The 12,984-nt window shown below is 35.9% G+C and carries 11 protein-coding genes; 6 read left to right on the top strand and 5 right to left on the bottom strand.

Annotated features, from left to right (window positions below):
* Positions 1–148: 148 nt before the first annotated feature.
* Both HS129_02925 and HS129_02930 read right to left on the bottom strand, forming a co-directional pair.
* The gene (locus tag HS129_02925) at positions 149–2,557 is read right to left on the bottom strand and encodes a TonB-dependent receptor (GenBank protein MBE7411008.1); all 2,409 of its coding nucleotides are present in this window, start codon (positions 2,555–2,557) and stop codon (positions 149–151) included.
* Between the two features lie 11 nt (positions 2,558–2,568).
* Positions 2,569–3,252 (bottom strand): heme-binding protein HmuY, encoded by a 684-nt coding sequence (locus HS129_02930; GenBank protein ID MBE7411009.1) that lies wholly within the window; start codon positions 3,250–3,252, stop codon positions 2,569–2,571.
* Between the two features lie 450 nt (positions 3,253–3,702).
* Here HS129_02930 and HS129_02935 point away from each other — a divergent pair, with 450 nt between their 5' ends.
* The 4 genes from HS129_02935 to HS129_02950 all read left to right on the top strand — a co-directional run bounded on the left by HS129_02935 (position 3,703) and on the right by HS129_02950 (position 7,005).
* On the top strand, positions 3,703–5,064 hold the full coding sequence (locus tag HS129_02935) for a hypothetical protein (GenBank protein ID MBE7411010.1): 1,362 nt from the start codon (positions 3,703–3,705) through the stop codon (positions 5,062–5,064).
* 10 nt (positions 5,065–5,074) lie between these two features.
* Positions 5,075–6,292: a hypothetical protein gene (locus HS129_02940; GenBank protein MBE7411011.1), complete on the top strand. Its 1,218-nt coding sequence runs from the start codon at positions 5,075–5,077 to the stop codon at positions 6,290–6,292.
* A 63-nt stretch (positions 6,293–6,355) separates the two neighbouring features.
* Positions 6,356–6,589 carry a hypothetical protein gene (locus HS129_02945; protein MBE7411012.1) on the top strand — a complete coding sequence of 78 codons (234 nt, stop codon included), beginning with the start codon at positions 6,356–6,358 and terminating at the stop codon, positions 6,587–6,589.
* Positions 6,586–7,005, top strand: a complete 420-nt coding sequence (locus tag HS129_02950; protein MBE7411013.1) for a PIN domain-containing protein — start codon at positions 6,586–6,588, stop codon at positions 7,003–7,005. The genes HS129_02945 and HS129_02950 overlap by 4 nt, the downstream gene beginning before the upstream one ends.
* 59 nt (positions 7,006–7,064) lie before the next feature.
* On the opposite strand, the gene HS129_02955 is transcribed toward HS129_02950, so the two are convergent.
* Entirely contained in the window at positions 7,065–7,616 is a 552-nt protein-coding gene (locus HS129_02955; GenBank protein MBE7411014.1) for a hypothetical protein, read from the bottom strand.
* Between the two features lie 105 nt (positions 7,617–7,721).
* On the opposite strand from HS129_02955, the gene HS129_02960 reads away from it, so the two are divergent.
* Positions 7,722–8,864, top strand: a complete 1,143-nt coding sequence (locus HS129_02960) for a FecR domain-containing protein (GenBank protein MBE7411015.1) — start codon at positions 7,722–7,724, stop codon at positions 8,862–8,864.
* 258 nt (positions 8,865–9,122) lie between these two features.
* Positions 9,123–11,219 (top strand): hypothetical protein, encoded by a 2,097-nt coding sequence (locus HS129_02965; protein ID MBE7411016.1) that lies wholly within the window; start codon positions 9,123–9,125, stop codon positions 11,217–11,219.
* Positions 11,220–11,279: 60 nt separating this feature from the next.
* On the opposite strand, the gene HS129_02970 is transcribed toward HS129_02965, so the two are convergent.
* On the bottom strand, positions 11,280–11,804 hold the full coding sequence (locus HS129_02970; GenBank protein ID MBE7411017.1) for a hypothetical protein: 525 nt from the start codon (positions 11,802–11,804) through the stop codon (positions 11,280–11,282).
* A gap of 97 nt (positions 11,805–11,901) precedes the next feature.
* A complete protein-coding gene (locus HS129_02975; protein MBE7411018.1) occupies positions 11,902–12,978 on the bottom strand; it encodes a PilZ domain-containing protein in 1,077 nt (358 codons plus the stop codon).
* Positions 12,979–12,984: the final 6 nt, after the last annotated feature.

The raw sequence follows: 12,984 nt of genomic DNA on the forward strand, positions 1-12,984 counted from the left end.
GGAGATCCCACATTTTTGCATAAAAGGTGAACAATTTGTATAAAACATGCACTTTACTGAAAAGAGTGGAGATCCCACATTTTTGCACGAAAGGTGCAAAATCTGCACTAAATGTGAAACCTATAAACTATGCTAAAAATAAAAAATTTCATCCTTTGTTATTCTCTTCTTGAATCTCAAACTTGGTGTCTAAACCAAAATAGAAATATCTCGGCTTTTGTGGGTTGTATTTTGTATCCCAAGAATCCAAAACATTCTCCACACCAAAAAACCATTGGAAGTAATTTGCAAATTTTTGGCTGATACGCAAGTTGATGTTAGTGTGCGCATTTACCATTCTGTACCCGTATGTCGTGTTTGATGTACAGGTGACTTGATTTCTTTCTGTGCAGTAATCTGAGACTGGTTTAGGAATATTTAAACTATTAATAAAATTATTTTGAATGGAGCTGACTCTTGTTGTGATCTCGGATTCCAGAGAATCCAAATATTCAGGTAAGTCTGGAGTACATCCCAAAAAACTATTGGTGCAGTAGTATGGAGATTTCCCAAAGGAGACCGCAAATAGAGAAACTCCGAATCCAGTAGGTTTATGATCTATTTTAATATTTGCGTTCCAACGGTGTGGTGTTCTTCCTTCTAAAGGAAGGTTTGTTATTTCATCTTTTGTGGAAGTGTAAGTGTAGCCGAGCCCAAATGATAAAAAGGAATTTAGCCTAAAATTAATTGAAGACTCTAATCCCCCTGTTTTTGCTTTTAGGTAGTTGGAGGATTTGTAAACTTGCATGCCAGATGAATCGTTGGAAGGACTTAACCTGAGTCCGATCAAATTACTGACACTGTTGTAAAATAGATTTGAGCTAAGCCAGATTTTTCTATTAATATCCCATTCAAAACCTAAATTATTTGTTCTGGACAATTCCGGTTTTAGTTGGTCGTTTCCTGTAACTCTGTAACCGACCCCAGGATTGAAAAAATTGTAATACAAATCCTGAAAGCTTGGTGCTCTATAGCCCAATCCTGAAGCTGCACGTATTCTAAAATTTTCACTCGTATCAAAACGCACTGCAAGTTTAGGCAACCATTGACCACCGTAAATAGAATCCCTGTCGTATCGAACACCCGGCACAATTTGGATTCTTGGAGCATCGGAAATTCTCCATTCATCCTGAACATAAAATGCGTGTCTAAATCTATCGGCGTAGCCATTGATTACTTGGGATTGAAAAAGCTCTGGACGAATATCGCTTAGACAAATATTCGGAAATTCTCTTTTGCAATCGGGAGAAATTCTTGCAGATGAAATTTGGTCGGTTAAATTTTCTGCTCCAAAAGACAATACATGGTTTTCTGAAAATTTGTAATCTAATTTCGATCTTTCTTCAATTACAGTATTATCTGTCCTTTGTTTGGAATCAAGGTCATCTGCCTTTCTTTGATCCATTGTATATAAGTCTTGGAATCTTGAGTAATTTGTATTTAGTGTCAGATTTAATTTTTGAGTGATAGCCCAATCTAAATTTAAAGCTCCCATGAAATCGTGTGTCTTGCTGTTTCTATCATAAATTGTTCTGGGTAGAACTGCATCTACTCCACTTTGGTCTAAGTATCTATAATAAAATTGAGAAGTCAATTTGACATTTTCCTTAACATGGAGAATAGATTTGTTCGCTACGTTTAAATCATTAAATGAATTTCCAGAAGTAGATTCTAATGGAAATGAATAAGATGGGGCGTTAGTTGCCAAGTAATACATTTCTCTTTTAGACATTCCGTGAGGAAAAGGGTTGTAAGCACCCGACGTAGATGCTATCCTCCCATTTCTCGGTCCTTTTGTAGCATCTAAGGTTAAGTCGTACCCTTCTCCTCTGTGCCAGCCGGCAGTAAAGTTTGTAGAATAGTTTTCTGTTTTCACTCCTACAGATCCGGTATTTCTAAAATCTAAAGTTTCGCTGTAATATTTTTTACTGCCGGTTCCTCCAAGAGTTCTGAAGTTTGCACTAAAAGGAGAAATAGCTTCCTTTGTAATAATGTTGATCACACCTGCAATAGCATCAGAGCCGTAAATTGCAGAAGACGAGCCTTTTACTATTTCAATTCTTTCTATTTCTTCGGCTTTAAACCTCGTGAGGTCAATGGCCCCATTGAATCTACCTGTAGTCCTTTGACCGTCCACAAGGATTAAAACATTTTGGGCGCTTAAGCCCTGTATCTGAATTGTTTCTCCTCTTTCGCCGGAAGTAGCAGGTCGAACATTTACCCCTGGAATATTTCGTACAGCCTCTGAAAGGTCTTTTGCTCCCATGTCGTCAATGTCTTTTCTTGAAATCACCTCTGTAGTAATTGCCGAGTCTTTCAAAAGACCTTCTCTTCTTGTTCCTGTCACTGTAATCATGTTTTGTCTTTCATCGAAGGGTTCATTATTTGAGAATTCTTTCTTGTTGGTAGCTTGTGAAATTTTATTGCTTGTATTTTGCTTTTTTGCTTCTGAAAAATCTTTTGCAACAATTCCAAAAGAGACTAAGAAGAATAATGACCAAAGAAAAAAATGAGGCATGACGAAATAGTTCAGATTTTTTTCCAAATAAATTTTGGATTACCGCTTGTCCCTGCTGCATTATAATAATCCGAAATCTTTAAAATGTATTTGCTTCCATCACTACCGGTAATAATATAAACAAAACCACGAGTGGTGATTACATGAAAACCTGAGTAGTCGTACCATGGGGAATTTGCTGGCTTAGAAGTAGAGTCGATTGGTGAAGACAAAAACGGATTTAACCTTGAGTTAAAAGCCGCAACAACGCCCGCAATAACAGAAGAAATTAAAACCTCGTCCACAGACTTAGTGCATTCGCCGGCAGTATGAGTTGCATTAAAATCTGTAGAGCCATTTGTACAAGCTCCTCCAATTCCCCCAGAAGAAACACTTGTCCCACTGTAGGTTCCGATGTTCATTCTCTGCAATTTTAAGTCCCAAGAATCTGTAGAGCCTGCCTTTACTCCGTTATTTTTTAAACTAACGTAAACCCAGTCTGAATTGGATGTTGCGTTTACTGTAGTAGTGTAAACTCCATTGTTTAATGTAGTTTTAACTTCACCTGCTGTCGCCGCACTTTCAACTGAACGTAAAATTAAAAAGTCCACGATCGGGTTTTCAGATGATTTCTTTTGAGTACAGTTGGAAATCGCCAAAGCCAAAGTTAGTATAAGAAAGATACTCTTCTTAAAAATTTGTAAATTTTTTTCCATAAAATTAAAAATTCTCCTTTTTGAATTACCACTAAAAAAATTGAGTAAATTTTTGTCAATTGAAATTGAGACTTAGACTCAATTATGAGAATTATTCTAATTTTTCCTTTTTCGTATAAAGTATTGTAGAGGTATAAAATCTGTATTCGTATCAGCTCTTATCAGATTGGAGTTCCCACATTTTAGCGTAAAAAGTTCTCTATTAGTATAAAATGTGTAAACTTAATACTAAACCAAACTAAAATAAAAAGCTACCTTAAAAGAGAATCTAAACGAAAAGGATTTCGAAGCTCACCGATTTCAGACTTTAGTCCTTTTATCCTCTGAATTGGAGTTCCCGCTTTTTTTCATAAAAAGTGAAAATTTTTACAAAAATACCTAATTTGTGGTATTTACAGAAAAAATCAAAAATGGTAGAATATACATAAAGAAAGATAAATGGGAAAGAAAATGAAAAAAATCCTAATAAGCATTGCAGCAATTTTGATCGTTGTGATAGAGGTTCGGGCAGACATAGTTACCTTTCGCAGTGGCAAAGTCGTGGAAAACGTAAAGACTACAATTTTGAAAGATAGCGTAGTGATTCAATATGAAGAAGGTCGAAAAGAAACGCGGCCGAAAGGAGAAATTAAGAGTCTGAAAGTTCGTTCTGTGGTTTGGAGACTCGCTGAAGAAAAAAAACGTAAGCAAAACGCAGAGGCAGAAGCAAGGTTTGCAGAAGAAAAAAGAAAAGCAGAGGAAGAGGAGAAAGCAAGGGTAGCAGAGGCATCCGAAAAAGGAACTGATTTTGAGTTGCGTGCAGAAGAGGATAAAATTAGTCCTACAAAAAACGCTGCACTCGGAATGATTCCGATATACAGTGGTGCCTATCGTACGGGAAAAATGAAAACTGGAATTGCGATGAGTATTCTTGAAGGATTAGCGTTATTGAACACTCTGGATTTTGTGACTGCCAAGAAAAAACATACAATGACTGTTGGAGAAGTCGGAATGTTAATGATGTCTTTACCCTATTTGCCTGGGGGACAATACGCTTCATCACAATCATCATCTATGGGCAGTGCAGGTTTGATCATGTTTGCCGGTAGTATAAATTCTCAAAGCTATACCGGAGGAATAACCGGAAGAAAAATTGTTAATCAAATAGGAACAAACTCTGTAAATGAAAGAAAAATAAATAGTGTAAGAACCAGCACCTATGCGATTTTAGTTACAACACTATTGATTGACTCAATTGTATCTGGTTTTTCTGCATCGGAATGGAATGAAGGAACTTGGACTGGTGATGTTGGTGCAAGACCATCTACTCCCGGGTCCCGTGGTATTCGATCTGCCTTTTTTCCTGGTTGGGGGCAACTTTATGGAGGAAACACAACAAAGGGTTCTATTTTTTTAACAACTGGTATTACACTTATTGCGACAGCAATGGGGTTAGACAATGTAGTCAAGGGGGAACAATCAAAATATAGAGGAAACCAGAATAATATAATGTATTACTACTACAATGAAACAATGACTACTTCTTCTACTAAATTACCCAATGCGGCGATTTATTATCTTGCGAATTCAAACTCTGTAAACTCTCGAAAGGCAGTTGGAGATGCCGTGAAAAATAGAAATAATGCGTTAGGCGTTTTGATTGGATTTTGGATATACAATATTTTTGATGCGGTATATTTTAGTGGCAAGTCATCACAGGCAGGCTCATTTCAAATTCGTCCTGAAATTTCCGTTGCAAAAACTCAAAGCCATTCTAATTCGCCCGCAGTATTAGAGAATAAAGTTGGACTCACCCTCGAATATGTATTTTAGGAGAAATAAAATGAAAAAAATCATAAAAAATTTTTATATTACAAAATCTATGGTTGGAATTCTGGTAGGATTCTTTCTTTCTTGTTCAGATTTACATTTTAAATACGATAATGCTTCAGACATAAAAACTCCAACTGGTTTATTAATGTATTTATACGCTCCTACATTTTTTGCAAATTGGGGTGGTGGTGGCTCCCAACCTCGTTTAATTTTTTCCTATGCGGACCGAATTATCATCGCATCTGAATCGTATTCTTCCACGGCACCAAGCGTATGGGTAAGTACCGACGGAATTACATTTACTAAATCCAGCGTAAAATTAGGAGACTGCACTGGGTCATACTCTTCATCTTCTTCAGGAAATATTGGTTGTATTGTATCTGCGGTTGGCTATGAAAACGGGACTTATGCGGTCTTTGGATACAAAACACAAAACTCTACAGGTTCAAGTTCCACTTTGGCAAATTATTTCGGGAAGGGCACAGACCTAAGCACAATTACCGTAAACTCTACAAGTCCCGGTGCTACGATCGGAAGTAATCAACCATTTATCTATTCCTCTGGAAAGTTTCACGCCTACCAAAGCGGAACTACCAATGCAATTTATACTACAAGCGATGGAAGTTCTTGGACCCCATATACTGCCTCTTTTTCCTGTAGCACAATGTATCTTGCAGATAGCGGCACTCCGGCGTGTGGTTTGAGTAAATACTACAATGGAACAACTTGGATAAATGCCGGAGCAATTTCAGGAGGAGGAGGAGTTGTGAATACAAGCTCTAATTCAAGCTATCTGGATAATGCTTTTTATGCATGGCAAAACAATTCAGGAACTCTCACGCTTTACAAATCTACATCTGGTTCCATTACATCCGGTGTGACTTTTCCCGGGGCTGCGGATAGCAGCATTTCTCTTTCTTCTTCCAATATGAGGCCAGAGAAAATTGTAAAAACTTCCGGTGGGGTTTATTTGATGTATGCATCCAATTGGAGTAATAATGTAAACACGCTTACATGGTTGAAGTCCACTAATGGGACTTCCTGGAGTATCATAACGCCAACTTTTCCGAACGAACTCGGAACGGTAGATGGCATCTATGGGCTTGGAGCTCTTGGAAATACGTTTTTTGCTTCCGTGTCTTTCAAAGTGAGTGCTTCTTCATCCAATACAAATAGTTATCTTATGAAATCCACGGACGGTCAGACCTGGACCAAGGTGAGTTTGTGAGGAAAACAAGCTTGACTTTTGCAAGTAACCTGACCATATATAGTCATTATGAAGAAAAATGAAATGAACGTTTCCCTATTAAAAGCCCATGCAAGCAGAGCCTTGAAAGAAATTCGCGAAAATAAAATGAGTTTTCTGATCTACGACCGAGATATTCCCGTAGCCCGAATGGTTCCTTATATGGACCGGGATTTAGTGATCCGTAAACCCAAAAAAAAATTCAAGCTTCCAAAAAATCCGGTGTTGGTAGATGTAGATCCTTTGGATTTTCTTTTGGAGGACAGGAAAAGTAGATGAATTGCTACCTTGACTCATCCGTGGCACTGGACTGGATTTTGCATTTGAAAAGCGTTGAACCGATTGGTTTGAAAAAAATCGAGACAATTGTTTCAAGCGAGCTATTGGAAATAGAATGCAGTCGCGTTTTGGACCGATACAGGCTTCAGGCACTTTTGGATGACGTGAAAGTTTCCGAGTCCAAGAAAAAATTAAAGTCGCTTTTGGAAAGCATCGGACTCATCGAGATTACGGAAAAAATCAAAAAACGTGCGAAAGATAGTTTTCCAACTATTATTGGAACGTTAGACGCGATTCATCTTTCTTCGGCGCTTTTGTGGGCGGAAGAACTTCGCAAACCTTTCGTTCTTCTTACGAGGGATAAACAGATGAAAGTTTGCTCAGAGGCATTGGGAATTGAAGTGTTGGGTTTGTAGAATTGTGAAAAAACTTTGCTGGATTTCTTAGAAGAGATGAAGATGGATAGAAAATTCGATTATCGGAGAAATTTGATCGCAGAAACAAGGATTCCTGTTTGTGCTATGAACATACCTGCGACCCATTTGATGATTTCGACTTTTGTATCTTGGATTTTCATTTCGTTATCTTTGATTTTCAGTTCAAGAAAGGTTGATAATTCTTTATTTTTTGCTTCCATGATCAATTCAAATTTTTTAAATCTATTATCCATGACAAGCTCCAATTCTTTGATGTCTCGCTTCAGAGATTCTTCGGATTCCTTTATGCGTGCATCTGTAGTAAGCTCCAATTCTTTGATGTCTCGTTTCAGGGTTTGTTCGGATTCCTTTATTCGAGCCTCCATAACAAGTTCCATTTCTTTAATGTCTCGCTTTAGAGATTGTTCTGCAATTTTTGTTTGGTTACTCATATTTAATTCAAGTTCTTTGATATCCCTTTTGGATGCCAATTGTGTTTCTGTGATATCTGAAAAAACAGATGCGATTTCTTTAGCCGCTTTATCATTGATTTCGGCATTTTTCAATCGTTCATATATTTTTAGAGAATCAATTAGAACATCAGTTACCATAGAGGCATTTTTGCATGAAGAGAAAAAGAGATCAAGGATTTTTTTATATGAGTTGTATTTAAACCTTACATAAAAAGAGCAATAACGAAAGAAAAGGAGAAAAAAATGGGAAAAAAATTTTTTAGAAAATGGTTAACAGGATTTGTTGTCCTATGTGTTTTTGTATTTTGCAAGGGAGAAACAAAAATAGATAGCTCGGATAAAAAAGTATCTGCAACGGGTGTAATTCTTTTTACGGTTGGTGAAGTTTTTTCCGGACAAAGAAAATTGGCTCCGGGAGATATAGTAAGTGAAACAGATATCGTAAAGACAGGAAAGAAATCGACTTGTGATTTGCAATTGAGAGAATCCGAAAGTGAAGCAATTATCCGGTTGAAAAGCGACAGTGAATTTTCTCTTCGTGGTAAAAAGGTCGGAGATAGTGAACTTAGGCAGGGAATTCTGAAAGCCGGAGTTGCTCTTGTGAATGTTCCTAAAAAGTTAAAATCAAACGACAGTTTGGAAATCGTAACTCCTACTTCACTTGCAGGAGTTCGTGGAACAAAGTTCGAGATAGGTGTATCGTCTGACGGCTCTTCAAATCTATTTGTCATTGAAGGCAAGGTTGCGACTCGTCCAAGAATTGCGGATGTAGAGGATTTGCCAAAGGAAATCGTACAGAAAAATGAAGTATTGGCAAACGCTATTCAATCAGTAGAATCTACTGAGCAAGTAGTAGAGAAAGGGCAAAGTGTTTCGGTAAAGAAATCGGATACGGAAAAAATCCTAAAAGAGACCGGAGTATCTGAAATTGTAGCCAAGATCAAACCGGATGTAAAGATAGGAATGAGTCCTGAAGAGATTCAAAAAGCAATTGAGAAAATTGAAAAGGCAGTGGAAGCATCCGAAAAAAAAGAAGATCTGAAAAAGAAAAAAGAAATCAAAACAATTCCAAAAATTGAAACTATTAAAAACAAAGACCTTGAGCAAAAAATCAAAGAAGTGGAAGAGTTGATTTCTATCGAAAAGAAAAAATTGGAAAGCGAGACTTCCACAAAAACTGCAATCAAAGAGAGAAACGCCAAAGACAAGGCAGTTTTAATGAAAAGAATCGAGCAGATCGTAGGGAAATCTTCTGAAAGATTAATTTTAAAAGACGGTAGAAAATTAGAAGGTGTAATCTTTCAGGAATCAGGAAACTACATTGTTCTTACCCCTGACGGAAAAGAAATTTTTACCGAGGAGCAAGTTGAGGGAATGGATTTATAACATAAGTTCTCGCTTGTTCATTTTCAGTCGATAGAAAGATTTAGTAAATTCATTTTTTTTGCTTTTATAATATCGCATTCAAAATAATTGTGATAGAAATGAAAATTATTGATGTATGGGTGTATTTTTTATATAGATGGGGTTTTACAAAAATTTCATCTATATAAATTTTATTTTGAAACGAAAGTACTTAAAAATAAGACAAAACTACCATGCGCATTGATAAAAAAACACGCTAAGGATTCTTTCAAGAGGTTCATGAATCGTTTATATTCTTTCGGGTTAATTACATGTCTAATTCTATTATTTACTCCCTTTAGGGACATTTTTGCTGTCTATACGATCCAAGATATTGAGGACTCTGTGCTTTTGGGGAAATACTTTGAAGTATATGAAGACAATACAAACTCGCTTACTTTAGAAAAAATTCTTACAGAGAAGATTCCTTGGCAAAAAAATACAGTCGATAGTCCAAATTTTGGGTATAAGAACTCGTCGTTATGGATAAAATTTCAGGTTCAAAAAAATCATTCTATCGAATCAAAACATTTGCTTGAAATTGAATACCCCTTATTAGACCATGTAGATTTTTATTTTCCATCTCAAACCGGTTATACAAAATTATCTACTGGGGATAACCACCCTCCAAGTGAGAGACCGACTCTTTCCAATTATTTTGCGTTTCCAATCGAGCCGGCGATAGGAGTAGAAACAGTTTACTATTTCCGTATTCAGTCAACGAGCCCTTTAATATTTCCTCTAAAGCTATGGAAAGAAAGAGCATTTCGAGCAAAAGAAATTCACGAGGGTGTGATAATATGGATCTATTACGGAATTTTTATAGCCATTTTTCTTTATAACGTTTTTATTTTTATTATGACCCGAGAGAATATTCACTTGATTTATTGCTCTGCGGTTGCCTCTTACGGATTATTTTCTCTTGCTTTAAATGGATACGGTGGTTTATACGTGTGGACGGGCATCCGTTACTTTGAACAAGAAGCACCACTTGTATTTTTGGCTATTACTTTAGTGACTCATAGTGTTTTTTTCTATAGTTATCTTTTCTCAAGAAGTACGAAAGGTCTTTATTATTACTCAATTGTAGTATTGAATATATTTGTATTTCTTTCTTTTTTCGCACGCATCGTAATTGGCTATAGACTTTCAATTCAAATGATGATAGTGATAGCAATTTTAATCATGGTGATTATTATAGTTTCCAGTATTCACCAAGCCACACTTAAAAAGAAGCTTGCTTATTTTTATTTAGGGGGCTTTGGATTTTTTATTTTAGGTAACTTGTTTACTGCCTTGCGTATTTTAGGGTATCTCCCATCCATTGCCATTATTTATTGGTCTCCGTTTATCGGCTCTGCAATTGAGATGCTTATCTTCTCTCTTGGAATTGGATACAGGTACAACCTAATTAAACTTGAAAAAGAGCGAGCTGAAATTAGCAGCTTAAAAGAAAAAGTTTTAATCTTAAACTCTATCTCCAGATTTGTCCCAAAACAGTTTATAAAAATTTTGGACAAGGAAGATGTTTCGTATTTGAATTTAGGTGATTCAAAACAGGTAAATATGTCTGTCCTGTTTGCGGACATTCGAGGGTTTACATCACTTTCAGAAAACATGAATGCGGAAGATACTTTTAAATTTATTAACTCCTACTTAAAAAGAATGGGGCCTGTAATTCAAAAATACAACGGATTTATAGATAAATTTATTGGTGATGCGATTATGGCGTTATTTGCGTCTCCAGTTGAAAATGCGATTGAGGCTGCAATTGAAATGCGTCATACCTTAGGTAACTATAATGAACGTAGAAAAAGTAAGGGTTTTATTCCGATAGAAATCGGGATTGGAATAAATACTGGCTTACTCATGATGGGTGCTGTTGGCTCTCAAGACAGGTTAGATAGCACAGTAATCGGTGATGCGGTAAATTTAGCTTCGAGGGTAGAATCTCTTACAAAATTTTATGGAGTCAGAGTTTTGATTACAGATATTTTACTTCAAAATATAGAAAATTTAGAAAATTTAGAAAGATACGATTTCCGAGAAATTGACTCTGTTATTGTAAAAGGTAAAACTAAGCCGATAGTTCTTTACGAAATATTTAATGCAGAGCCTGAAGAAATTCGACTTGCTAAAAAGAAAATTTTAATAGATTTTACTAAGGGTTTAGCCTTATATAAATCGGGTTCTTTTTTGGAAGCTAAAAAAGTGTTTGAAAATATTTTAAAAATCTGCCCTTGGGACAAACCAACCGAGCTGTATATAACGAGGTGTGAGAAATATATTTCAAGCCCTCCACCTTCTAACTGGACTGGAGTTATGAAGTTAAACTGAAACTTTTTATGTAAGAATAGACACAAGTATATTTAGCGAACTTGTGCCTATTTAAGAAATTTATTTTTTACAAGCAGTGCCCGGCTCTTTGTGGCATTCTTTATCGTCTGCGATACACGCATCTCCACAAGGTTTTCCCTTGTCACAGAATACTGTGCACTTTCCTGACTTATTGGATTTATCTGAAGTCTTGTGATTTTTATGATCCTTGTGCTCGTCATCTGAAGAATATTTTTCTTTCTTTGACTTTTTTTCTTTTTTTTCTTCAGAGGACTCATCTTTATCTTTTTTGGGTTTCTTTTTAGATTTAGTTTCTTTTTCGTCGTCTAAAGATTCTTTCTTCTTTTCTGATGAGATTTCTTTTTTAGATTTCTTTTCCTTTTTTTCTTTAGGTTCTTCGGAAGATTCGTCTTTATCTGATTTTTTCTTTTTTGTTTTTTTTGTTTCTTTTTTTTCTTCTTCTTTGTCTTTCTTAGTTTTTTTGGCTATCTGGATAACTTCCAGCTCTGGAAATTTCACGTCTCCAAAAATAGGCATAGACAGTAAAAATACAACTGCAACAGCTAAGCTAAATAACTTTTTCATACATTCTCCAATGAATAATTTTTTTAATTTTTACTAATGAAAATATTTTTTTTAAAAAAACTATTTTCTGTCAAATAAAAGAAAAGAGATGCAAAAATTATCTTTTGATTGATCCTTTCAGAGATAGTTTTAAGAGTAGGGGAAAAAGAGAAAAGAATACATTCTTTTCAAACTTGGCTCCAAACCCTTTTGGTTTAGAGTTAATTTTTTCAGAATTTACCCAAACTACTTTTGCGGGCACTTTTCTTTTGACTGCAAGGCTAATCAAGGATAAATATATGCTGTCTCCTTTTTGGGGCAGAGAGTCTGTTTCAAGAAAGAATCCGTTGGAAGACAAATTGTAGAGTGTTCCTGAATAGGTTTCATCTTTTCCTTTAATTTCAAATGAAGCTGTCCCATCAATTTCATATCTTGGTGCGTACTGTTCTTCTAAAAATGACTGAAGATATTTGCCAGATTCTTGAAATTTTTGATCTTTTATAAATCGAATTCCGGCACCCGGAGTGCCCTCGTCTGAATCTATGGTTCTTGTTACTTCTCCCGTAAATTGCAAAGGAATCGGCTCTTTTTCTTCAGGAAAAATTGTCAGGTTTACTGTATCTCCTGCATTTATCAGAGTATAATCCGGTAGTTTCACAAATATACCGTTTATGGATACATTGTCAGTAGGCAGTGTAACAGATTCCCCTTTATTGTTTGTGATTTTTACAGGTAGTGGGATCGTATCTCGAATATTGTTTCTCCAACCTCTAGGTAGAATGCTAAGGTAGGGGGCGGAGATTTCTTTTTGAAGAAAATAGAATATTCCTATTAAAATAGTGAGTGAAACGAGTGTGTTTATCACAATTCCAGAAACAGAAAATTGAGAATAGTGATTGGGGAGAAAAATTACCTTCCCCATGGAAAACACATTGTAGAGCACAATCACAGAGGAAAATCCGATAAATAGATAGAACGCCCATTTTTTTGCTTTCAGTAAACCAAAACCTATGAAAAAGGATAGGACAAAAAATAGATAAGTCACCCAATTGAATCTGGCAAAAATCATCAGAGGTTGTTCGATAGGTATTCTATAACTGTATGCAGTCATAAAATAACTAACCGGTGGAATTGTGAAAAAAAATGCTGAGATAAAAAAAATCGGAAGAGGAATGGATCTGATTAAAATTGCCATAGGGCA

The sequence above is a fragment of the Leptospiraceae bacterium genome (assembly GCA_015075105.1).
In the GTDB taxonomy this organism is placed as follows: domain Bacteria; phylum Spirochaetota; class Leptospiria; order Leptospirales; family Leptospiraceae; genus JABWCC01.